The organism is Pelotomaculum sp. PtaB.Bin117 (genome assembly GCF_002067195.1).
GTDB lineage: Bacteria > Bacillota > Desulfotomaculia > Desulfotomaculales > Pelotomaculaceae > Pelotomaculum_D > Pelotomaculum_D terephthalicicum.
In genome coordinates this window covers 33,780-58,363 of the sequence record NZ_MVQM01000166.1, presented here as the reverse complement: position 1 = coordinate 58,363, position 24,584 = coordinate 33,780, and the positions used below count along the sequence as shown (strand labels likewise).

At 48.4% G+C, this 24,584-nt stretch carries 20 protein-coding genes; 6 read left to right on the top strand and 14 right to left on the bottom strand.

Features of this window, described 5'->3' with window-relative positions; translation table 11 throughout:
• Positions 1-14 precede the first annotated feature (14 nt).
• The 5 genes from A4E54_RS13030 (at position 15) to A4E54_RS13010 (ending at position 5,370) form a co-directional block, all read left to right on the top strand.
• The gene (locus A4E54_RS13030) at positions 15-1,061 is read left to right on the top strand and encodes a hypothetical protein (RefSeq protein ID WP_286726355.1); all 1,047 of its coding nucleotides are present in this window, start codon (positions 15-17) and stop codon (positions 1,059-1,061) included.
• 188 nt (positions 1,062-1,249) lie between these two features.
• Positions 1,250-2,875, top strand: coding sequence for a spore germination protein (locus A4E54_RS13025; RefSeq protein WP_240083872.1), 1,626 nt, complete (start codon positions 1,250-1,252; stop codon positions 2,873-2,875).
• Positions 2,876-3,976: a GerAB/ArcD/ProY family transporter gene (locus tag A4E54_RS13020; protein WP_240083871.1), complete on the top strand. Its 1,101-nt coding sequence runs from the start codon at positions 2,876-2,878 to the stop codon at positions 3,974-3,976.
• Entirely contained in the window at positions 3,966-5,186 is a 1,221-nt protein-coding gene (locus A4E54_RS13015) for a Ger(x)C family spore germination protein (RefSeq protein WP_240083870.1), read from the top strand. The genes A4E54_RS13020 and A4E54_RS13015 overlap by 11 nt, the downstream gene beginning before the upstream one ends.
• A 13-nt stretch (positions 5,187-5,199) precedes the next feature.
• Positions 5,200-5,370 carry a hypothetical protein gene (locus A4E54_RS13010; protein ID WP_240083869.1) on the top strand — a complete coding sequence of 57 codons (171 nt, stop codon included), beginning with the start codon at positions 5,200-5,202 and terminating at the stop codon, positions 5,368-5,370.
• A gap of 14 nt (positions 5,371-5,384) precedes the next feature.
• Here the strand turns inward: A4E54_RS13010 and bioA are convergent, their stop codons facing one another.
• The 14 genes from bioA to A4E54_RS12940 form a co-directional block, all read right to left on the bottom strand.
• Complete coding sequence (gene bioA, locus A4E54_RS13005) at positions 5,385-6,758, bottom strand: adenosylmethionine--8-amino-7-oxononanoate transaminase (RefSeq protein ID WP_240083868.1); 1,374 nt, start codon at positions 6,756-6,758, stop codon at positions 5,385-5,387.
• A gap of 14 nt (positions 6,759-6,772) precedes the next feature.
• A complete protein-coding gene (gene bioD / locus A4E54_RS13000) occupies positions 6,773-7,486 on the bottom strand; it encodes a dethiobiotin synthase (RefSeq protein WP_240083867.1) in 714 nt (237 codons plus the stop codon).
• A 6-nt stretch (positions 7,487-7,492) separates the two neighbouring features.
• Complete coding sequence (locus A4E54_RS12995) at positions 7,493-8,059, bottom strand: biotin transporter BioY (RefSeq protein WP_240083866.1); 567 nt, start codon at positions 8,057-8,059, stop codon at positions 7,493-7,495.
• A gap of 190 nt (positions 8,060-8,249) precedes the next feature.
• The gene (gene argH / locus A4E54_RS12990; protein WP_240083865.1) at positions 8,250-9,644 is read right to left on the bottom strand and encodes an argininosuccinate lyase; all 1,395 of its coding nucleotides are present in this window, start codon (positions 9,642-9,644) and stop codon (positions 8,250-8,252) included.
• A 329-nt stretch (positions 9,645-9,973) separates the two neighbouring features.
• Positions 9,974-10,156 carry a hypothetical protein gene (locus A4E54_RS12985; RefSeq protein WP_240083864.1) on the bottom strand — a complete coding sequence of 61 codons (183 nt, stop codon included), beginning with the start codon at positions 10,154-10,156 and terminating at the stop codon, positions 9,974-9,976.
• Positions 10,157-10,284: 128 nt separating this feature from the next.
• Positions 10,285-11,223: a hypothetical protein gene (locus tag A4E54_RS12980; RefSeq protein WP_240083863.1), complete on the bottom strand. Its 939-nt coding sequence runs from the start codon at positions 11,221-11,223 to the stop codon at positions 10,285-10,287.
• Between the two features lie 39 nt (positions 11,224-11,262).
• Positions 11,263-12,474 carry an argininosuccinate synthase gene (locus A4E54_RS12975; RefSeq protein ID WP_240083862.1) on the bottom strand — a complete coding sequence of 404 codons (1,212 nt, stop codon included), beginning with the start codon at positions 12,472-12,474 and terminating at the stop codon, positions 11,263-11,265.
• 145 nt (positions 12,475-12,619) lie between these two features.
• On the bottom strand, positions 12,620-13,561 hold the full coding sequence (gene argF / locus A4E54_RS12970; protein ID WP_286726351.1) for an ornithine carbamoyltransferase: 942 nt from the start codon (positions 13,559-13,561) through the stop codon (positions 12,620-12,622).
• 26 nt (positions 13,562-13,587) lie between these two features.
• Entirely contained in the window at positions 13,588-16,791 is a 3,204-nt protein-coding gene (gene carB, locus A4E54_RS12965) for a carbamoyl-phosphate synthase large subunit (protein WP_286726349.1), read from the bottom strand.
• Positions 16,792-16,811: 20 nt separating this feature from the next.
• The gene (locus tag A4E54_RS12960) at positions 16,812-18,008 is read right to left on the bottom strand and encodes an acetylornithine transaminase (RefSeq protein WP_240083859.1); all 1,197 of its coding nucleotides are present in this window, start codon (positions 18,006-18,008) and stop codon (positions 16,812-16,814) included.
• A gap of 91 nt (positions 18,009-18,099) precedes the next feature.
• Positions 18,100-18,987, bottom strand: coding sequence for an acetylglutamate kinase (argB, locus tag A4E54_RS12955; RefSeq protein ID WP_240083858.1), 888 nt, complete (start codon positions 18,985-18,987; stop codon positions 18,100-18,102).
• A gap of 12 nt (positions 18,988-18,999) precedes the next feature.
• Positions 19,000-20,211, bottom strand: a complete 1,212-nt coding sequence (gene argJ, locus A4E54_RS12950; RefSeq protein WP_240083857.1) for a bifunctional glutamate N-acetyltransferase/amino-acid acetyltransferase ArgJ — start codon at positions 20,209-20,211, stop codon at positions 19,000-19,002.
• A gap of 175 nt (positions 20,212-20,386) precedes the next feature.
• A complete protein-coding gene (argC, locus tag A4E54_RS12945; RefSeq protein WP_286726347.1) occupies positions 20,387-21,430 on the bottom strand; it encodes an N-acetyl-gamma-glutamyl-phosphate reductase in 1,044 nt (347 codons plus the stop codon).
• A gap of 247 nt (positions 21,431-21,677) precedes the next feature.
• Positions 21,678-22,913, bottom strand: a complete 1,236-nt coding sequence (locus A4E54_RS12940) for a glycosyltransferase family 2 protein (RefSeq protein WP_240083855.1) — start codon at positions 22,911-22,913, stop codon at positions 21,678-21,680.
• A gap of 444 nt (positions 22,914-23,357) precedes the next feature.
• Here A4E54_RS12940 and A4E54_RS12935 point away from each other — a divergent pair, with 444 nt between their 5' ends.
• A complete protein-coding gene (locus A4E54_RS12935; RefSeq protein WP_286726346.1) occupies positions 23,358-24,566 on the top strand; it encodes a DUF2225 domain-containing protein in 1,209 nt (402 codons plus the stop codon).
• Positions 24,567-24,584: the final 18 nt, after the last annotated feature.

Genomic DNA, 24,584 nt, shown 5'->3' with positions numbered 1-24,584 from the left:
GCAATTCCGTATGGGTGTACCGTCTGTACGATACAGCTGAAGAAATCAAGCTGCACCGTGTGGAAGAAATCCTTTCCCAGGAACACCAGACATCAAGAATGCGCCTCTCACGGATTAGACCTAAGTCGATTCAGTTTAAAAATCCGCCCGTATCGGTGGAGTTGGGTGAAATCCCGGTAACGCTTCGCAACCGGATTTATGACGCGCAGTTTACCGCTAGAATATATGATCTCGGTGTAATTGTAATTATTATGCGTATACCGCTGCCGTCGGGCATTAGCTATGAAGATGTCAGAGATCTTGCAGTTGAGCTGAATAAATCAGAAACGATAGAACCGTTATTATACAAGCAGCTGAGAAACACCCTAAAGATTCTTTCCAATGCCTTGATCAAAGAGTCATTTAGCGGATTCGTCGAAGATTTTACCATCTTTTACTTCAGAGAGTGGGATGAAAGCTGGGATCCCGTACCGCTGCTCCTGGCGGAAACCGAAACGGTCAGCAAAGAAGTGCGCCGCGAAACCCTGCGCAACTCTTTTTCTTACGGTTTAGAGGATCTTACTATTATCACGTGGGATTCCGCCCTGGTTTATGACCCTACCGGGAGCACCGACATACCCGACCTGCTTGAGTTCGCCAATTCACAGCTGCTCGAATTGAGGTATTACGACAGCTTGCTGACCGGCGAAATGGAAAAAATGTACGATGCCATCGAAGAAGCGGAGAAACTAACCAGCTTCAGGCGTTTGAATCACTACCGGCGAATCATGAACCAGTTGATGGAGTTGATCGTAGACATCACAGAAATTACAGAAAGAATTGACAACTCCTTGAAAGTAACCGAGGATGTCTTTTACGCAAGAGTTTACGGAACCGCACTTTCAATTTTGCGCACAAAAGCCTGGGAGGAAAGCATCAACCGGAAGATCAACATTATCACCCAAAGCTATACCATGCTGAGCAACAGGAATATTAACCAGCGCTCAGAACTCCTGGAACTTGCCATCGTTTTCCTGATCCTTTTGGAAGTGTTTCTGGGGGTGTTTGGAATCATAAAGTAAGTAAAAAATCAGTACATATTTTCCGCACTGGGAAAAAGAGAGATTCCTTTATATTGAAAAGGAATCCCTCTTTTTTTACCTATTCCCACAAATACTTTACGATAATGTAAAGTTCTCATTTAACGGGTAATTAGTTTTTTATTGGAGATAATAACTTTATCTTCTATTGAATGGTGAGGACCAAAGTGATGGCCAGAAATGTATTCCGAAGATTATTATCCCTTGGGCGCGGCCGGGAAAAAAACAAATCTTTTTCAACATGCACTTCTCCTGCCGGTACCGTGAAACTTTCCAGGGACCTGGCTGTTAACTTAAATATGATTAGAGATACTCTGGGCAACAGCATGGATGTTGTAGTTAGAGAATTGCTCGTGTGCCGGACCCGGGTGGCGCTAGTTTATATAAATGGATTAATCAATGAGACCGCCCTGCGGGAAAATGTGATGCGGGCCTTAATGATAGATATGCACAATGTGGAACCCTCGCCCGGTTCGGGGAGTAAGGACCTGGCCGACTCGGTAAAGGAAAAGGTTTTAAGTATCGCCGACGTTAAAAAAATCGGCGATTTTCGCACAGTGCTGGACGGGATTCTCGGAGCCGGCATAGTTTTATTCTTCAACGGTGAAGACACAGGGCTTATCCTGAAGCTGCCGGGTTTTGAAACCAGATCAGTGGAAGAACCGCACACTGAAACTGTAGTCAGGGGGTCCCGGGAGGGTTTTGTCGAAGCACTTTCTGTTAACATCTCCATGCTGCGCCGGAGGATCAAAAGCCCTGACTTGCGGCTGGAGCGTATGCAAGTGGGCGGGGTAACCCAAACCGACATCTGCGTCGCTTACATCAAGGGGATTGTAAACACCAAATTAGTGGATGAGGTGAAAAAGCGCCTGCAGAGAATTGATATTGACGGCGTGCTGGAGTCGGGCTATCTGGAAGAATTTATTGAGGACGCTCCCTTTTCCATATTTCAGACTGTCGGAAACACGGAAAGGCCGGACAAGGTGGCGGCAAAGCTCCTGGAAGGAAGGGTGGCCATCTTTACCGACGGAACACCCATTGTCCTGACTGTGCCTTATCTTTATATTGAATCTTTCCAGGTCAGCGAAGATTATTACTCAAGGTATATACCAGGTTCATTACTCAGAATGATCAGGTTATTATGCGTAATTATCACCGCCGAACTGCCCGCCCTTTATGTGGCCATCACAGCCTACAACCCGGAGGTGCTGCCGTCACCCCTGCTCATCTCCATGGCCTCGTCCAGGGAGGGAGTGCCTTTCCCCGCGATTGGCGAGATTCTGGTGATGGGAGTTTTCTTTCAGATCCTGCGGGAGGCCGGGGTACGCCTGCCCAGGCCGGTGGGCTTGACGGTGAGCCTCGTGGGGGCCTTAGTGGTCGGGGAGGCGGTGGTTTCGGCCGGGCTGGTAAGCGCACCGGCAGTTATAATTATTGCCCTGGCAGGGATTTGTTCTTTCGTGGTCCCCCCACAAAGCGACACCAACCTTCTTCTAAGTCTGTTTTTTACTATTTTAGCCGGGTTCGCCGGTTTCTTCGGATTGTTTCTTGGTTTTGTCCTGGTATTAGCCCACATGGCCTCCCTGCGTTCCTTCGGGGCGCCTTACCTATCACCTGCCGCCCCTCTAAGCCCAGGTGACTTGAAGGATACGTTCATCCGCGCCCCATGGTGGGTAATGACCGGTAGACCCCGCGTTACCGGTTGGAAAAATACCCGGAGAGCAGGGGTAGTTTCATCTCCAAGTCCACCCAGGAACGAGGAGAAGAAACCGGCGCACCGGTACAAGGTGGATGAGTAAATGCTTGAAGAAGGGAGAATATCTAACAGGCAAGCCGCTTTCCTTGTTATCACAACGATACTGTCCACTACCTCCATTGGGTTTCTGCCTTCGATGATATATCAAGAAGCTGCCCAGGACAGTTGGATCTCCATACTCTTACTTACAGTCTACGGCATAGTGGTCGGACGTATTATAATGAGCCTGGGAATGCGTTTTCCCGATAAAACCATTGTCGAGTACGCTGAAATAGTGACCGGACGTATTCCCGGAAAAATCATCGGATTTTTATACGTTCTTTTTTTCCTTTATCTTAATACCTTCCCGATCAGGTTTTTCGGCGAGCTGTCAATTACCTTTTTTATGCCTGAAACTCCTCTGGTGTTTTTTTTGATTGGTATTATTTTTGCCGCCGCCTATGCTGTCCGCAGCGGGCTGGAGGTGATAGCCAGGGCGAACGAAATAATATTGCCCGTGAGTCTGACGATTGGGATTATCCTTGCAATAATGCTGTTTCCGCAGATGGAAATTAAAAATTTTATACCTGTGCTGGAGAAAGGAATCCTGCCCGTGTTTAAAGGAACATATGTCGCTTTGGTCTATTTCGCGGAAACTATCGTGATGGTAATGTTTATACCATATCTTAATACTACCCGCCGGACCAGGGGGATAATTTTCAAAAGCTTTGTGGTTATCAGCTTGTGCGAGTTGCTTGCTGTTGTTTCGACTATAGCTGTCCTGGGCGAGTTGGCCGCGCGTATACCGGTTCCCGCCATCTTCGCGGCCAGGCTGGTCAGCTTGGCCGAACTGATTGAGAGGGTGGAGCCTCTTTTTTTGCTATTGTGGGTTATCGCCGTGTTTGTAAAAGTGAGTGTATTCTATTACTGCTTTGTATTGGCCACGGCCCAATGGCTCAATCTAAAAGAGTACAAAGCTCTGGTGCTGCCTGCCGGTGTGTTGCTAACCGTGCTTTCGGTAGTGCTGTGGGGGAATATTGCTGATTTATATGAGCAAATGGTAAAATTAGTGCCTTATTTTGTTTTTGTCGAAGCAGTCTTGCCATTAGTTCTGCTGGTGGCCGCCTGTCTGCGCGGTAAAGGGGGAACGGCCGGTGAAAATTAAATTATTTCTTGTCTTCTTGATATTGCATCTCTTTGTGACCGGCTGCTGGAACAGGGTGGAACTGGACCGCCGGGCAATTGTCGCCGGATTCGGTGCCGATAAAGCTGAAGAGGAGGGGAAAATACAGGTAACGGTGCAGGTCGTTGATGCCGGGGAAATCAAAGCCATCCCGTTGGCCAGGGGGGGTAGCATGATGAATGCGGTGACAGTATACACCGGCACAGGTTTTACCGCTTTTGACGCCTTCCGCAACCTGTCCATGGTTGTTGGGGAAAAACTATTTCTTTCAGAAGTGAGAGTTCTTGTTATAGGGGAGGAACTAGCCAGGGAAGGCCTTGATAAAGTCATAGACTTCTATGAGCGCGACCATGAGCCAAACATCCGGGACTACCTTATAGTTGTGAAAGGAGGTGAAGCCAAGGAGGTTCTGGAAACTGAACTGAGAATTAATAAAATTTGGGCCTACGGCATTGATAGCATGGTCAAAACCACAATGGCACACAGCAAGGCTCCCGCCACGGAGATCATTGATTTTTTAAAAGCGGTGGAGAGCAAGACCACCGCCCCGGTTGCCACAGTGATCCATGTGCTCCGTAAAGGAAATGAGGAGAACGCAGGGGAGGGAAAATCTAATCAGGACGGAACAACGGCAGTGCAGCCAAAAGAACTTAAAGTATCGGAGACAGCCGTTTTCCGTCACTATAAATTGACCGGCTGGCTGGATGAAAAGGAAAGCCGGGGACTGCTCTGGGTTACCGGAAAAGTAAAAAGCGGGATCATTGTGGTTTCTTCCCCGGAAAAAGAAGACAAGCTGGCCGCGATCGAGATAATCCGGGCCAAGAGTAAAATTAAGCCGGAAATCACGGACGGGAATTTAATTATTAACATTGATGTTTGGGAAGAAGGCAACCTGGGTGAAGAGCAGCCGGATACAATGGATGTTAGCAAACCAATCGTCTTAAAAGAACTTGAGGAGCAAAAAAAGACAGTAATTGAGGACGAGATTAGCGCCGCCGTGATTAAGGCACAAGAACTAAATGCGGATATCTTCGGCTTCGGCGAGGCGGTGCGGCGGAAGTATCCCAGGGAATGGAAACAGTTGGAGGATCAATGGGATGAAATATTCCCCACCTTGGAAGTGAACATCGCGGTAGACGCGAAGATACGCCGCACCGGAAAAATCACAAAATCGGCTGAACCCAAGCCGTAAAGGTGGCTGCCAGATGCTAATAAACATTACGCTTCTCATATTATCTCTTGTCGCCATAGTGCTTTTTGACGCGCCGCGCCTGGTTCGTCAAAAACTCTGGCGTGAATTATGCGCTTTCGCTATAATCCTGGTTATCGGGTATACCCTGGCCTTCCTGCGCGTATTAGAAATTGCATTTTATTGAGCTGAACATCAACATCAGTCCGCCTCCCCGGTTATTTTGACTATGGCATGGTAGGTGATATCAAGCAACCGGCCTAGTTCCGGGATGCTCATTGACAGCACCGGCATCAATACGATGATGTTGCCCAGAGGGCGTATTACCAGGCCGTTTTTTCTGGCCTCCAGAATCACCTTGTGACCTATATTATCCTCCCACGGGTAGGGTTCTTTGGTATCTTTATTCTGCACCAGCTCAATACCGGCCATCAGACCCTTTTGCCTGATGTCGCCCACATGGGCGAGGCCGCTAAATCTTTTCAGGCCCTGCTCAAGGAATGAAACTTTTTCATTCAGCCCGTCAATTATTTTTTCACTCTCAATCAGTTTGATATTTGCCAGCGCGGCAGCGCAGGCCAACGGATTCCCGGTATAGGTATGACCGTGAAAAAAGGTCTTGCGTTCTGAGTGCGACCCGAGGAAAGCCTGATATACTTCATCAGTGGCCAGGGTGGCGGCCAGGGGCAGGTAGCCTCCGGTGATGCCCTTGGCCAGACACATCAAGTCCGGATTCACGTCTTCATGCCTGCAGGCGAACATTTTGCCCGTTCGTCCGAAACCGACGGCAACCTCATCGGCAATCAGCAAAATATTATAGCGGCTGCACAGTTCTCTTATCTTTCTCAAATACCCTTCCGGAGCCACGATCATCCCCGCGGCTCCCTGCACAAGAGGCTCAATAATCATGGCGGCGATTCCACAGTGGCTCTTGCTCATTACCTCTTCCACAGCCTGAGCGCAGGCCATGCCGCAGGAAGGCTTGGCCAGACCCAGCGGGCAGCGGTAGCAATAAGGAGCGGGCACATGCACACATTCAAAAAGAAGCGGCCTGAATATATCATGAAACATCTCCATCCCGCCAACGCTAACAGAGCCGATGGTATCTCCATGGTAAGCCTCCCCCATGGAGATGTATCTGATTTTCTTGCTGAAAGCCCCGCCATCTTTTTGCTGCCAATATTGGAAAGCCATTTTCAGGGCAATTTCCACCGCGGTGGATCCACTATCCGAGTAAAAAACCTTATTCAAGCCGGGCGGCGTGATTTCCACCAGCTTCTTTGCCAGTAAGATTGCGGGAACATTGGCAAGCCCCAGGAGCGTCGAGTGGGCTATTTTATCCAACTGTTCCGCAATGGCGCTGTTTAATTCCTTTTTATTATGCCCGTGCACAGTCACCCAAAGAGAGGACACCCCGTCCAGATAACGTTTTCCCTCAATGTCGGTGAGATAACTCCCTTCTCCCCTTTCAATTACCAGAGGCTTGTCTTTCACGTACTCCTGCATCTGAGTAAAGGGATGCCAGATGTATTCCTGGTCCCACTGTTCCAATAGTTCGCCTGGATAATCTTTCAATGACTTTCCCCCATTCACATTAAACTGCGCCACTCTACTTTTTCCTCTATTATCTCTACTAGACCGCCGGCACGACACAATTCGACATTCGTCTCCGGCAGGTATGGCACAATGCCGAGAATCGGCACACCGGTCATCCCTTCAATAACTTCGGGGTTGGTTCGCTCGGCTAAGGTAGCCTGCTCCTTCCGGTAGCCATTTATCACAATTCCCTTAACTTCCAACCCCATCCACTGGGCGTGTCTGACCGTCAAAACAGTATGGTTGATGGTACCCAGTCCCGGTCTGGCCACCACCAGCAATGGAATACCCAGCAAGTGCGCCAGGTCAGCCATGGTAAAGCTATAGTCTACCAGGGGAACGCAGAGCCCGCCCGCCCCTTCAACTAAAACATAATCATTTTCGCCGGCCAGGCGCTGGTATGCTTCTGCTAGAGCCGCCGGGTCGATTACCTGCCCGGAAACCCGCGCGGCTATATTAGGCGAGAGGGGCATCCTGAGACAGCAAGGGTTCATGTCCCTGACGGAGTACGGCAAGCCAGCCGCCGCCCGATAAAAAAGAGCGTCTTCAGACAGCAGTCCCTGCTCACTTTCGATCCCGCCGGCCTGCACCGGTTTAAAAGCCGCCGCCGCAATCCCGTTTTTCCTGAACACTCCGGCCAGGCCGCCGGTTATTACCGTTTTGCCCACCCCGGTATCAGTTCCGGTTACAAATAAGCCTTTTGCCAAAAAAAATCACCCTCTTCCGGTAATCCCGCCTGCGGCGGCATAACTTCTTATAACCTTCACACTCACTGCCGCGGCCGCTATTGAGAGAAAAAGGTCGCCGGGCAGGCAAACTGCCACCCCGATCCAGAGCGCTTGAGCAACTGAGAATGTCTTATGCGCCACGAAGTTTAAAATAAGGTATAAATACGTAACGCCAAAAACATAAACAACCGTAAGACCAGCCAGAGCGGCGAAAAGATATTTTTTAAAATTATCGCCGGGCACTCTTTCCACCACCAGTCCGACTATATATGCTCCGGCCGCAAACCCGACCAGATAACCAAATGTCGGCTGGAGAACGTAAGCGGGGCCTCCGCCGCTGGCAAACACCGGCGCGCCGGTCAAACCTACCATCACATATATTACCTGGCTTAAAAGGCCAAGTCTCTTGCCAAGAAGCATACCGGCGAACAAGACGAATAGAAATTGAAGAGTGAAAGGCACATACGGGATGGGTACCTTGATAAAAGCTCCCACCGCTGTTAAAGCGGCAAACATGGACACTAATGTCATTTCTCTGACAGATATTTTCATGACAGGCCCCCTCGTTTATATTGTTAACCAATCCCATGGTAAAGGTTAACTTTAATATATTATGAGCAGGTCCATATGTCAACTATAATATGTATATAGGTTGACAATAACTGTAGCTGCTTGGAACTTCGCATAATTTAAAAACATTGTTCTTTTCGCAAAAGCAGGATAAACGGCTTGGCTATTTCAATTATCTTTGTGAGGTTTTGGTTCCCGCTAAACGCTGCCTGATCTTTTCAATAGACTCGAGCACCGCCTCCGCCGCGGGACCGCCGGGCAGCTGTCTGGCCTCGACACAGCATGTGATGTTGATGGCCTCATACACGTCCTCTTCCACCAGAGGACTAAATTTTTTGTATTCTTCAAGGCTTAACTGTTCGAGCGTTTGCTCTTTTCCCAGGCAGTAAAAAACCGCCTTCCCAACCGCCGCGTGAGCCTCGCGGAACGGCACACCCTTGCGCACCAGGTAATCAGCCAAATCGGTAGCGCAGGTGAAACCGCCCCTCGCCGCCGCCGCCATATTATCTCTCTTTACTCGCATCGTGTTAAGCATCCGTCCGAAAACCAGCAGACATTTTTTCACGGTATCCACCGCGTCAAAAAGCGCTTCCTTGTCCTCTTGCATGTCCTTGTTATAAGCCAGAGGAAGCCCCTTAAGCATGGTCAATAACGTTTGCAGATCCCCAAAAACCCGGCCGGACTTGCCCCGGATCAGTTCAGCCACGTCAGGATTCTTTTTCTGGGGCATCATACTGCTTCCGGTGCTATAGGCGTCGTCCAGCTCGATGAAGGAAAACTCGGCGGTAGACCAGAGAATTATTTCTTCGCAAAACCGGCTTAAATGAACCATAATTAAAGAAGCCGCCGCCGTGAACTCCACCGCGAAATCACGGTCGCTCACCGCGTCCAGGCTATTCCAGGTAATTGACGAAAAACCAAGCTGTTCGGCGACAAACTTTCTGTCCAGGGGGAAGGTTGTCCCTGCAAGGGCACCCGCTCCCAAAGGCATCTCGTCAGCCCGCCGGCGGCAGTCCTGCAGCCGGTCCTCATCACGGCCGAACATCTGGCAATAGGCCAGCAAATGGTGCGCGAACGTTACCGGCTGCGCGCGCTGAAGGTGAGTGTAGCCGGGCATTATAGTATCAACGTGCCTCTCCGCCAGATTTAATAAGTCGGTTTGCAGCTGACGAAGCAATGCGCCGACCTGCTCTATTTCGTCTTTGATATATAGGCGGATGTCAAGAGCGACCTGGTCGTTTCTACTGCGCGCGGTGTGCAGCTTTTTGCCGACTTCTCCCACTTTGGCGGTAAGCAACTGTTCCACATTCATGTGAATGTCCTCAGCACCAACGGAAAACTCCACCCGCCCGGCTTCGATGTCGGCCAGCACCGCCTCCAGCCCGCGCACCAGTTCTTCTGATTCCGCCTGAGAAATAATTCCGGTTTTGCCCAGCATCCGGGCATGGGCGATGCTGCCTTTGATATCATATTTATAAAGCCGCTTGTCAAAAGAAATGGAAGAGTGAAAGTCTTCTACCAGTCGATCTGTTTCTTTTTGAAAACGGCCGCCCCATAATTTGCTCATAGCCTGACCCTCCTTTAGCCTCTCCTCAGCGGATATTGTATTTATCGTTTTATTTTAACATGGGCTTTTTTTACTGCCAAATAAATATAGAATAAAATTAGGAAGGAGGCAGATACCTTGCTCACCTGCCTCCTTCCTAATTTGCTTCCGGATATAGTATCCATCGCTTAGATTAATCCTCCTTCTCGTATTCGCCATCACAGATTGACTCTAATCCGACGTCTCTTAGGATTTCATTAATGAGTTCCCTCGTCATTTCTCATCCTCCTTTCCAATAACAGAATAAAATGATTATAATGCCTAATTATTGGCTAGTCAACATAAATTTATCAATCTTTATACCGGGTACGGTAGATAAACTTATCGCTGCCGCACTTTTTACATCGGCAGTCCTTGGTCAGCATCCGCCATATTTCCTCTTTTGTTACTTCTCCCCTGCGGGCAAGATCGACGGTTACTGTTTCCAGATCATGCCTGTTCTCACATATAAATGTTATGACTAGCTTGCTCAATCTAATTACCTCTTTACCTTATAGGGTAAAATAAATAACCAGTGACCGCCTTCTACATCCGGTCCGGCGTCCGTCACCGGCAAGCTGCTTTCCAGCAAATACCCTTAATATTTCATTATCTAATTGTGCTATGAGGCTTTATAAATAACATTTCTCGTTTCGGATATAGTCCCGCCAAATGCATTTGTCGCCACTATTAACAAGTTGTTGACACCGCCACCTTCTTTCGATAATGTCACGTCGGCGGAAAACTGACCGTTGCTTGTAGTCCCTTTAAAAATCAAGCTTTTTACAGCGCTGTCTCCATTGTAGTAATTATTATAAATCTCAATCAAGTTATTAGGTTCGGTAAAACCGCTAATCTTAATTTTTTCCGTGGAAACATAGCCGTCTTTCGGTTCCGGTGACGAAACGACGAGCGTAGGTTGTTTGTTATTAAGCCTGCTGTAAGTAACGACTTGTTGCACAGTGCTTGTTTTTCCTTTTTGATTAGTTGACGTAACCTTAACTACATTCTCACCATTTTCCAGCGGCACACTGACAATAAAATCACCTTTTTCATCCGGTGTCGCCCGATAACCATTAGCGTCCACCTGACAGCCGGGCTCTGTCGCGCCTTTGATTATGAGCATCTCCGTGTCGGAATTATATTCTCCCGGAATGGTCACATCCAGCTTGGGATTGTCGGAAGGTATATAATTTACGCTTTTTGCCGTTGCGTAAATGGATTTGTTGTCACTCGAAACAACTTTTAATGCAACAGAATTCAACCCGGGAGTCAGCTTCAGCTGAGCATTGAAATTTCCAAACCCGTCAACCGCAGCCTCTGACTCGTTAATAAATATACGCTGCCCCGGCCCGATGTTTCCAGGTATATTCAGGGTTTCTTCTTTTGATGTCTCAGGTATATTAAATACATAACCCGAGGAGGAAGAGGAGGAAGAAGAATATCCTCCCTCTTCCTGTTGGGCTGAGGCATCTGTTTGTTCTTGTGTCTTACCCAAACATCCTGTCAGTCCACCGGCAATTAACAAGATTAAAACAATTGTAAAAGCAATTTTTTTCATCCCGATTACTCCACCTATGATAAACTTTGGCTAATTCTTTTATTTTAATCCCGCATTCTTCTCCATCAGCGCCCTTACCTTCAACGGCAGCCCAAAAAGGTTGATGAAACCCTCCGCGTCCCGCTGGTTGTATATTTCGTCCTTGCTGAAAGTGGACAGTTCCTGGTTGTACAGGGAATACGGCGACTTTGTGCCTGCCGGCGTGCAGTTTCCCTTGTAGAGTTTCATTACCACCGTTCCGGTAACTGTTCTCTGGGTGCTGTCCACAAAGGCGTCAAGGGCTTCTCTGATCGGAGCGAACCACACCCCGTCGTAAACCAATTCGGCGTACCGGGAAGCAACTAATTCTTTAAAATGCATGGTTGCGCGGTCCAGGGTCAACAGCTCCAGCTCATGGTGGGCCTGGTACAAAACCGTGCCGCCCGGGGTCTCGTAAACACCGCGGGATTTCATGCCCACCAGCCGGTTTTCCACCATATCGGCGATGCCGACACCGTTTTCCCCCGCGATCTGATTAAGCTTTTCAATAAGAGCTACCGGATCAAGAGCCGCCCCGTCCACTTTAACGGGTATGCCGCACTCGAATTCAATACTGACGTAGGCCGGCTTATCGGGAGCTTTTTCCGGCGGTGTGATTAATTCCAATATATCCGGTTTCGGTTCATTCCAGGGATCTTCCAGATCCACACCCTCGTGGCTCAAGTGCCAGAGGTTGCGGTCCATGCTGTAAGCACGGTCCTTTGTTACCGGCACCTGGATGCCCCTGGCATTGGCGTAATCAATGGCGTCCTCTCTGGAGCGAATATCCCATTCCCGCCAGGGAGCAATGATCTTCAATTCCGGGGCGAGAGACTTCACTCCCAGTTCAAAGCGAATCTGGTCGTTGCCCTTACCGGTGGCGCCGTGCGCCACTGCCTCGGCGCCTTCTTTTTTAGCAATTTCAACCATCCTTTTAGCGATCAGAGGCCGGGCCATGGAAGTGCCCAGCAAATATTTACCCTCGTAAATTGCGCCGGCCTTTAAAGTAGGATAGATGTAATCCTCAACAAGCTCCCGCTTCAGATCCTCGATATAAATCTTACTGGCGCCGGTTTTGATGGCCTTTTCGTTAAGAGGCGCCAGTTCCTCACCCTGGCCCACGTCGGCTGCCATTGCGATAACCTCGTAACCATAATTCTCTATCAGCCAGGGAATAATAATTGATGTGTCCAACCCGCCCGAGTAAGCCAAGACAACCTTTGCCTTTGACATTTGCGCAACATCTCCTTCACCTTGTTGAACTGAATTTATGCTAATTTCCGAACAATTTTCATAAAAATGCCGCCAATTATCACAATTAGGAATAATATTACTCTGTTGTAGAATTCTACAACAGTTATTCACATATGTCAATAAATTATAACAGCAAGGCCAAAACAGCCTTTTGGGCGTGCAGGCGGTTCTCCGCCTCATCCCAGACGGCTGAATGCCGTCCGTCTATCACTCCGGCGCTTACTTCCTCGCCCCGGTGGGCAGGCAGGCAATGCAGAAAAATGTAGTCCTGCGCGGCGTGGGCAACCAGCTGTTCATTGACCTGATACGGGGGGAATACACCAGCCCTTTTCTTTTGTTCAGCTTCCTGCCCCATGCTGGCCCACACGTCGGTTACGACTACATCCGCTCCAGAGACTGCTTCGACCGGATCGTTCATTATTTCCACCTTGCTGCCGGTCGGCAAGGCGTCTTCCTTCGCCAGCCTGACGATTTCCCCGTCAGGCATATATCCGTCCGGGCAGGCCACGCTGATATGCATACCCACCTTGGCGCAGCCGAACAGGAGGGAATGACAGATATTATTACCATCCCCGACATAGGCCAGCTTCAAACCGGCAAAAGTTCCCTTCCTTTCTTTTATAGTTTGCAGGTCGGCCAGGATTTGGCAGGGGTGCAGGAGGTCGGTCAGTCCGTTAATCACCGGAATGGTGGCGTAATGTGCCAGTTCCTCCACTTCGGCATGAGAGTACGTTCTGATCATAATACCGTCCAGGTAGCGGGAAAGCACCTTGGCGGTATCGGCAATACTCTCGCCCCGCCCGAGCTGCAAGTCATTTGCGCTTAAAAACATCGGGTAACCGCCAAGTTGGTACATGGCTACCTCGAAAGACACTCTTGTACGGGTGGAAGACTTTTGAAAGATCATTCCTAAAGTCTTTCCCTGCAGACAGGCGTGAGGTACTTGACAATTTTGTTTTTCTTTCAATTCACCGGCCAGCTCAATAATAGCGGCCACTTCATCCGGACTGAAATCGTGCAGGGTTAAAAGGTCGCGCCCCTTTAAAACAACTTTCTGTGCATCCAACTCTTATATCCCTTCTCTCTAAAAGCTTAACAACATACGCTTGACGCTCCGAACTCCGCCATGCTCAACGGCTCCGGCCCTCCTCCCTGTTTTAGATAGCGCAGGACCACTGACAGCGCGCGCGCAGTGTCCAGCGAAGTTAAACAAGGCACTTTATACTCGGCAGCGGTTCTCCTCAGCAAAAAGCCCGGCCGTTCGCGGTTTTTCCCCCGGGTGGGGGTATTAATCAACAGGGCTATATTCCCGGAACAAACCAAGGAAACTGTTTCTTCTGCCTCACGTACCGTCAGCCCGGCTTTTTTCAGAAATTCCGCCGTACCCGGGGTAGCCTGAAGTTGGAACCCGAGGCCAGCGTATTCGCGCGCCAGAGGTATTGCTTCCTCCTTATCCCGGTCCGCTATGGAAAAAAGCACGTCTCCGCTGCATGCCACCCGCAGCCCGGCCGACTGCATGGCTTTATATAGAGCATGGGAAAAAGTGCGGTCAACTCCCATCACCTCACCGGTTGATTTCATTTCAGGTCCCAGCGAGATCTCAACCTGGCTGAGCTTTTCGAAGGAGAATACCGGCGCTTTCACAGCGATAAAGCCATGTTCGGGTCCGAGTCCGGGGCGGTAGCCCAGATCCGCCAGACTTTTGCCAAGCATGGTTCTCGTTGCCGCCTGAACCATCGGAACCCCGGTAACCTTGCTCAACACCGGCACAGTGCGCGATGCCCGCGGGTTTACTTCCAGGACGTAGACCCCGCTGTCATCCACAACATACTGGATGTTAATCAGCCCGCAGATTCGCAGCGCCCGGCCGATTTTCAAGGTATATTCAACAATCTTCCCCGTTACCTGACGGCTTAAGGTCTGGGGCGGATAAACGGCAATACTGTCACCAGAATGTACTCCGGCTCTCTCAATGTGTTCCATGATCCCCGGGATAAAAAGGTCTCGCCCGTCGCCGACAGCATCCACTTCCACCTCTTTGCCAAGAATATATTTATCCACCAGCACCGGGTGTCTGGGAGAAACTTGCACGGCGGTAGCCATATACTTCAATAACTCGCTGGTATTGCTGACAATTTCCATCGCGCGGCCCCCAAGTACGTAAGAAGGCCTGACCAGGACGGGATAGCCTAACTTCTCGGCTATGTCCCGGGCCGCTTCAACCGTTGTGGCTGATTTTCCCTCCGACTGCGGCACACCAAGCTCCGTTAACAATTTTTCAAATTTGCCGCGATCCTCGGCCGTATCAATTCCTTCCACCGGAGTACCGAGAATTTTAATGCCCGCCGAGACAAGCCCGGCAGTAAGGTTGATTGCCGTCTGTCCGCCAAACTGGACAATTACGCCGAGAGGCTTTTCTTTCTCAATTACATTTAACACGTCTTCCAGAGTCAACGGCTCAAAATAAAGCTTGTCGGCGGTATCAAAGTCTGTGCTGACTGTTTCCGGGTTGTTGTTGATGATTACTGCTTCGATGTCCTCTTTTTGCAGCCCCCATACTGAATGAACAGAACAGTAATCAAATTCTATTCCCTGCCCGATGCGAATCGGCCCTGAACCTAAAACAAGCACTTTGGGCCGCCCGGAAACCGGCACCTCGTCCTCATCTTCATAGGTTGAATAATAATAAGGAGTGGCGGCGGCAAACTCGGCGGCACAGGTGTCGACAATTTTATAAGTTGGAGCAACTCCGTATTCTTTGCGCAGAGCGCGTATATCTTGCGCCGTCCGTCCGGTCAGGCGGCCGATCAGAGAGTCAGGCAGACCAGAAATTTTTGCCTGGCGCAGCAAATCTGGAGGGGGCTTGGGCCCTTCGGTTCGCAGCTTGCGTTCCAGCTCAATTATTTTTTTTATCTTGCTGAGGTAAAAATAATCGATCATGGTGAGCTGGGCAATTTCACGCATACTCCAAAAGCGGCTGAAGGCCTCGGCTATGGCAAAAAGGCGCAGATCGTTGGGATATGAAAGATTGTCCTGCAGTTCCATCTCGGACCAGGCGGCGGCCCCGCGCAGGTGGAGGCTATCCACGCCCACTTCCAGAGAGCGCACCGCTTTCATCAGCGCCCCTTCAAAAGTACGGTCAATAGACATAACCTCCCCTGTAGCCTTCATCTGGGTGCTCAGGGTCCGGTCTGCGCTGCCGAATTTGTCGAAAGGCCAGCGGGGTATCTTCACTACCACATAGTCTAAAGCCGGTTCGAAGCAGGCCGTGGTTTTGCCGGTAACGGGATTGATAATCTCATCCAGGTTAAGCCCGATGGCTATCTTGGCGGCCATCTTCGCAATAGGGTAGCCGGTGGCTTTGGAAGCCAGCGCGCTTGAGCGGCTGACCCTGGGATTAACCTCGATTACAAAATAATTCATACTCTTGAGATCGAGGGCAAACTGGACGTTGCACCCGCCTTCTACCTCCAGCGCGCGAATAATCCGCAGAGAAGCCGACCGCAGGAGCTGATACTCTTTATCAGAAAGGGTTTGAGACGGGGCAATGACAATACTGTCCCCTGTATGAATGCCGACCGGGTCAATGTTTTCCATATTGCAGATAGTGATGCAGTTGTTCGCGCCGTCCCGCATCACCTCGTATTCTATCTCTTTCCATCCGGCAACACTTTGCTCCAGAAGCACCTGGCCGATCATACTCATCTTCAGGCCCCGGCGGGCAACTTCTGTCAAATCATACTCGTTGTAAGCAATACCGCCGCCCGTCCCGCCAAGGGTATACGCCGGCCTGACAATGACCGGGTAACCGTTCAAACCGGCGAAAGCCAGACATTCTTCCACGCTTTCAGCGATAGCGCTTTCAGGCACCGGTTCACCGATTTCGAGCATCAGCTTCTTGAAAAGCTCCCTGTCTTCGGCACGTTTAATAGCCTCCAGAGAGGTTCCCAACAATTTCACTTCGTACTCAGCCAGCACACCTTTTTCAGCTAATTCCACGGCAATATTCAGACCGGTCTGGCCGCCCAGGGTGGGGAGAAGCCCGTCGGGGCGCTCCCTGGCAATGATCCTGGCTAAGCTTTCCCATGAAAGCGGCTCTATATAGACCAGATCGGCAATATCCAGATCAGTCATAATGGTAGCCGGGTTGGAATTAACCAGCACCACGGAAATACCTTCTTCGCGCAACGCCTTACAGGCCTGGGTACCGGCATAGTCGAATTCCGCAGCCTGACCGATAACAATCGGACCGGAACCTATTACCAGAACTTTTTTTATGTCATTCCGCTTAGGCATTGCCCAACCTCCCGGTTACTTTAGTAATTCAGATTGCCCATAACTCCCTCCAGTATCCCCACAGCCCGGTCTACCTCCTGCTTTGTTATCGTCAGCGGCGGGATAAAACGAAGTACATTATTATTGATACAATTGATTAAAAGACCTTTCTCCCGGCAACCGTTAACGATATCCTTGCCTTCAACGTTCAGCTCGATACCCAGCAAAAGGCCGAGTCCGCGCACTTCCTGCACATAATCATATTTTCCGGCCAACTCCACCAGTTTATCATACATATAGGCGCCTACCGCGGCGGCATTTTCCACCACACCACCCGTAAGCAGCAAATCCATGGCGGCCAGCGCGGCGGCGCAGGCCAGCGGGTTGCCGCCAAAAGTGGAGGCATGATCTCCCGGCTGGAAAGCGGCAGCCACATCGTCTGTCGCCAGTACGGCGCCGATCGGAAAACCGCCGCCCAGCGCTTTAGCCAGGGTAAGAATATCAGGCTTCACACCGTAGTGCTGACAGGCCAGGAAACGTCCGGTGCGCCCGACGCCGGTCTGCACTTCGTCGAAAATCAGCAAAGCGCCATGCTCCCGGCAGAGCATTTTCACTCCTTCAAGGTAGTAACGCGACGCCACGTTGACGCCGCCTTCCCCCTGGACCGGTTCCAGCAGCACGGCGCAAGTATCCGGGCCAACTGCCTGTTCCATGGCCTCCAGGTCGTTGAACGGAGCATATTTAAAGCCTCCGGGGAGCGGCTCAAAACCTTGCTGGTACTTGGGCTGGCCGGTGGCGGTTATTGTTGCCAGCGTCCGGCCGTGGAAAGACTGCCAGGCGGTGATTATTTCCACCTTCCGTGGGCTGTATTTCAGCTTGGCGTGCTTACGCGCCAGTTTAATTGCGGCTTCATTCGCCTCGGCGCCGCTGTTGCTGAAAAAAACTTTACCCATGCCGGAGTTTTCAACCAAAATTTTGGCTAAAAGCACTTGAGGCTCGATATAATACAGGTTAGAACAGTGAATCAGTTTTTTTGCCTGCCGGGAAATGGCTTCAACTACTTCCGGATGACAATGCCCGAATGAATTTACAGCAATACCGCTGACAAAATCCAGGTACTCATTCCCGTCGGCATCCCACATTACGGCGCCCTGTCCTCTGACCGGAGCTAAAGGCATACGCCCGACGCACCGCATCAGGTAGTGATCGCCCATCTCTATTATCTCTTTCGTATTCATAACATAGTCACCCCGCTTCATTTTATAACCTAAATAAAGTTGGTAATTACTCAGGTATAAACCTTTTTTCGCTCTGACTCCCGAGTAATTATCATTTTTCAACCATTGTTCCGATGCCTTTATCGGTAAATACTTCCAGAAGGATCGAGTGCGGCACTCTCCCGTCCAGAATGTGGGTTGTACGCACTCCTCCGGCCAGTGCCTCCAAACAACACTCAACTTTGGGAATCATGCCACCGTCAATTTTTCCTTGTTCAACAAGAGTGGAGAATTCATTTACCCGCAGAATCGAGATGAGCGAGCCCGGATCGTTCCGGTCAGCCATGATTCCTTCCACATCGGTTAAGATAATCAGTTTATCGGCTCCCAGCGCGGCCGCCAGACAGCCTGCGGCGTAATCGGCATTGACATTGTAGCCTTCTCCCCCGGCTCCTACGGCTACCGGCGCCACTACCGGAATATATTCCTCTCTGATCAGTTTTGTGATAATCTCGGGATTGACCTTGCCGACATCACCTACAAAGCCGATATCCGCCATTTCTTCCCCGCCTTCCGGCGTACGTGTCTGATGCAGTTTCTTAACCGCTTGGAACATGTTCGCGTCTTTGCCTGACAAACCCACCGCCCGCCCGCCGATGCGGTTGAGCTGAGCTACTATGTCCTTATTAATCTTACCTACCAGAACCATTTCCACAATTTCCATGGTTTCCGCATCGGTAACCCGTAAACCGTCAACAAATCTTGACTCTTTGCCCACCCTTTTCAGCATTCCGGTTATTTCCGGGCCTCCCCCGTGAACAATCACCGGCTGCATCCCGACATATTTCATCAGCACCACATCGGTAAGCACGGCCTCTTTAAGTTCATTGTTAATCATAGCGTGACCGCCGTATTTTATTACAACAGTCTTGCCGTAAAATTTTTTTATATATGGCAAAGCCTCCACTAAAATAGCCGCTTTTTCAATGGCCGTAGACATCTCAAAACCCTCCTATGTCCGGTAATCTCCATTTATCCTGACGTAATCGTAGGTCAGATCGCAACCCCAGGCGGTAGCATCATATTTTCCGGCATTAAAATCAATAATAATCCGTACAGCATCTTTTTTTAAAACTTCCAGGGCTCTTTCCTCGCTGAACTCAATTGAACAACCTTTTTTAGTAACCTGCTCGTTACCGAGAAAAATATCTACCCTACGCGGGTCAAAATTGGCCCCCGAGTAACCGGCAGCGCATAAAACCCTTCCCCAGTTGGCATCCCGGCCAAAAATCGCGGCCTTGACCAAGTTTGACCCGGCCACCGCCCTTGCCGCCAGGCGGGCGTCTTCAAGGGTACGCGCGTTGCGGGCCTCCACCTGGATCAGCTTGGTCGCGCCCTCTCCGTCCCTGGCAATATCCATCGCCAGGCTGACACAGACATCGGTCAAAACATCACGAAACGATATGTATTCATCGCCTTCACCGTCAATAACCGGATTCCCGGCAAAACCGTTTGCCAGAACCACTGCCGTGTCGTTGGTACTGGTGTCCCTGTCCACAGTAATCATATTAAAGCTGCAAGAAACGGCATATTTAAGCGCCTGCTGGAGACAGGCGGGAGATATTGCGGCGTCCGTGGTAATAAAACATAATAAGGTAGCCATATCAGGGTGAATCATCCCCGAGCCTTTAGCCATCCCGCCGACAGTCACCGTTTTTCCACCTATGACAATCTTCCGGGCAGCCTCTTTGGGAACAGTATCAGTGGTCATAATCGCTTCGGCTGCCATTGCGCCTCCAACCGCGCTTATTTCACCGGCAGCCTGCCGAATACCCGGCAGCACTTTATCCATGGGCATCTTCTGTCCAATCACGCCGGTGGAGGCCACAAGAACAAGTTCCCCAGGAATGCCCAGGGCAACACCCGCCGCGGACGCCATCGCCAGGGCATCTTCCATCCCCTGCTCACCATTGCACGCGTTGGCGTTACCGCTGTTAACAACAATTGCCTGCGCTTTCCCTCCGGCGACACGTTCCATTGAAAGCAAAACCGGCGCCGCTTTTACTATGTTAGTAGTAAAAACTCCGGCTGCTGCTGCCGGCACATTAGAATAAATAACAGCTATATCTTTTTTTATTTTATACCTTATCCCGGCGGAAGCCGTACCTGCCTGAAAACCAGCGGCCGCAGTCACTCCGCCGGACAGTTTCCATTCGCTTTCCACTTAAGCAACCTCCTATTTTATATACGCATTACTTATTCTGGTATTCAGAATTCAGGAGTCAGAATTCTGAATAAGCCCGAGAATATTCTTCCAGTAATTTACCAGCCTCATACAAAAGAAGTTTGTTTCTATATATCAGCTCATCTAAGAATCTTCGTAAAAACATAACTGATTATTAAGGGAAAAGCCCCGCCCCTACTAAAGCGGTATCTTCCGGCAATCCACAGATAATATTCATATTTTGCACCGCTTGACCGGCAGCCCCTTTAAATATATTGTCAATGGCTGAAATGATCACAATCCTGCCTGTGCGGGGGTCAACAGCAATACCAATATCACAATGGTTTGTTCCAGCCACCCATTTGGTCTGGGGCAGCATCCCCTCCGGCAAGACCCGCACAAAGAACTCATCCTTGTAGAACTCCCGGTAAAGCTCTATTATTTCGCCTTCACCCGGCAGGTTGGACAACTTGGCGTAAATAGTGCTGAGAATACCTCTGGTAATGGGCAACAGGTGAGGAGTAAAAGATACTGTTACATCTTCCCCGGCCAGTTTGCCCAGTTCCTGCTCAATCTCCGGAGTATGACGGTGTACCGCCACGTTATAAGCTTTAAAATTCTCATTAACCTCACTGAAATGAATACCCAGGGACAATCCCCGCCCCGCTCCGGAAACACCTGATTTTGAGTCGATAATGATACTGCCTGAGTCGACCAGTTTATTCCGTAAAAGAGGAGCAAGAGCCAGAATAACGCTGGTCGGATAACAGCCGGGGTTAGCCACTATTTTTGCCTCTCTGATTTTCTTCCGGTTTATTTCAGGCAAACCATAAACAGCATCTGCCAGCAATTCTCTGGCCGTATGCTCAACTTTATACCACTTTTCATATACCTTGTAATCTGCCAGCCGGAAATCAGCCCCCAAGTCAATTAGTTTTTTCCCACGGCAAGCCGCCTCAACGGCAATCGGCATGGCGTGCCCGTGAGGCAGGGCAACAAAAACCACGTCCGCGGAGTACAGCATATCCGTTTGAGCAGCATCTACACAAGTTAACTGGTTATATTTATACAGGTGCGGATAAACCACCCAGAATGGTTGACCGGCATAACTCTGAGTCCCTAAAGCCACCAGTTCAACTTCCGGGTGGCGGGACAAAATTCTTACCAACTCGACCCCTGTATAGCCCGTTGCTCCGACGATCCCTACTTTCACTGTCATGTCATATCACCTCAGGAAAAAAGATATTTAACATAAACCTCTTGTGGTACGCTAAAGCCAATATTAATAATTATACATAAATATGTATAATAATACAATAATAATCCTACGCTCGGGGCAACTTTATATAACTCAGGAAAAGACAAATGGGTTGAGTTCAGTACCCAACCCATTATTTGCCCTTTCTACTGCAAAGTCGATATTTTTTCTAAAACTAATATCTTGTTCTATTGAAAATATTATAATTCTAACTGGTCCTCCTGCCTTCGGCCTTGGTGGGAAGATAAAGATTTTGCAAATTTTCATGTTTGATATCCCGGATATGCAAGGTATGGTTCCATTCCTTATTTTTGCGCATGGCAAACCCGATGTACGCGACAGGAATCCAGGTAATGGCAAAAATCGGGTAAAAAAACAGCCACCAGTAAACCTTTGGTTTCACTCTTTCCATCGCCAACCCCAGGCTAAAGTAAAAGAACTGGGCAAAAAAACCTACTACCGCCCACGTGGGGTTTTCCAGCAACATCTCAGGTCCGATAAAGATATTGGTGACCATGCCGAGTCCGGTAAACATCCAAAAAAAAGGCTGAACTAAGTACAGTGCCCCGTCAATCATCGCGAAATTTTTATTATTAATACCTTCCCACAATAGCTTAAACATATAACGCCCGGCTACGTTGCAGTGACCCTGCATCCAGCGTTTGCGCTGGCGCCATGACTGCATCAAGGTAAGCGGCTTCTCATCATAAACCCTGGCGTCGTGCGCCCAGGTGACCTTTAGATTGTTCATCAGCGCTTTTGTCTGGAATTCCAGGTCTTCCGTCAGGGAAGTCATACCCCAGCCGTATTTTTTCAGCACATCAACAGAAAGACACATGCCCGTACCCCCGAGGGCACACGTCAAACCTATATTGTACTTTGCTAATTGCAAGAAACGGTTGGTAATAATGTAACATATATAGATAGCTTTTGTAATCCAGGTATCCTGAGCATTTTTAGTATCCAGATAGCCCTGAATAATCTTTTCGCCCTTTAACAGGTGTGTGTTCATTATCATTAAAAAATCTTTGGAAACCAGGTTGTCCGCATCAAACACAACAACTGCGTCATATTCTATGCCGGAATTAAATATTTTGTTAAAAGCGTATTCAAGCGCATAACCTTTCCCCTTCTCCACATTGTTAAACCTTTCAATAATCAGAGCGCCTCTTTCAGCCGCTATTTTTGCCGTATCGTCAATACAGTTGTCCGCCACAACATATATGTCATATAAATCTTTTGGGTAATTTAATTCATGCAGGTTCCTTATTAATTCACCGATAACCCTCTCCTCGTTGTGGGCTGCCACTACTATGGCAAGTCGGGAACTGGGCGGTAATAAACAGTCCTCATGCCTGCGATAAAAGCCGAAAAGCGAAATAACAAAGCAATAAAAAGTAAACACTGTTAAAACTGCTTGGATCGCATAACTAATTACCTCCATAGCCATCCCCTTCACCTGGTAAAAATACTAGCATAAAAACTACACCAGAAGTAAGTTCTGCTAATAAATAAAAAATCCTCCCATGATTTCATGAAAATACCCAAAAACAATAAGAAAAAAATGGTACCGGAAACATTATTTAAGATATACATTTTTATTCCAGCCTTGTTTTTTAGACTATCCAGCATTTGCCGCGCTTATACTTGTCTACACCATACGGGCCTTACACTGCCTGCATAATCATCCGGGCATACGCCGCATTAGTTTAATACAGTTATATTATTATATGAGAGATATCTGCCAAGAATTCAAAAATTATTTTGTAAATAAATGATTGGTTATTCTTCCTTTTAAACAAACACAAAACATATAAGGTAATTATTCTCATTAGTAGTATATTTATGTTATAATATAAAAACAAAAAAATTTTTGGCGGGTGATATTTTGGACACTGAAAAAACTATTAAGGTCATGAAAAAAATACCTTTCCTTAATGACACGGAAGAGAGATATCTATTCGAACTTGTAAAAAGATTAAAAGTCGTCAGTTTCAAAAAAAATGCAACTATCTTCGAGAAAGGCGATGAGGGAGTATGTATGTACATTGTTTTATCAGGGAAAGTTGACATATATAATCGCGGTTCTAACGGTAATGAAGTAATTCATGAGACATTGACATCTACGGAGATAATTGACGAAATGTCGCTGCTTGATGGTTTTGAGCGTTCCGCTTATGCAAGGGCCGCTGAAGACACAGTGCTTTTCAAACTGGACAGAAATGATTTTTTTGATTTTTTGAGAAAAAACCAGGAAGTGGCCATCAAAGTAATTATTAAAATAAGTGCCAAGCTCCGGCAGATAAATATGAAAAATATGGAATCGTCCGAAGCATTCAACAAGATGTCCAGCATAAGCTTTGATACCATTGAGAGCCATTATAATCATTATAATATTTCAGAATTATCAATACCTGAAGAAGATATTAAAAAGATGTTGTACCAAAAAGAATATGTCTGCCCAATATGCGAAAATAAAATCACCACATCACACGTCCGGTCCAGTTCTATGCGCATTAAAAAAGTCGATGATGACTTATGCAGCCACTACGAAAATATAAATCCAATTTATTATGAAATAATAGTTTGTCCCCAGTGTGGCTATGCTTTTAACGAAGATACTTACTCAATAAAAATCAATGACCAGCAAAAAGAAGAGATCCTTAAACAGATAGAACCATTATGGAAATATGATAACTTTGATTACAGCGGAACGCGCACTATTGAACAATCAATTCAAGCATATCATCTTTTTGCCCTCTCGATAAAAAATCTTAAAATGAAAAACTCCAAGCGAGGAAATGCTTTCTTAAAAATAGCCTGGTTGTACAGGTTCAAAAACGAGGCAAGTTCAGAATTAAAGTACCTTCATTTTGCCGTAGACCGTTTTAAAGAGGCTTATTCTAAAGAAAATATTCGCGATCCAAAGCTGGAAATGAACATCATTTACCTTCTCGGGGTGCTTAATTTAAAACTAGGCAACAAAAAAGAAGGCGCAAAGTGGTTGGACATTATTTTAAGGCATCCCGCCAGGGAAATGTTACCGGGCATAGTAGAGCGGGCGAGAGACATTTGGCAGGGGATGAAACAGCAGTAATTCAGCAAGCAATACTTA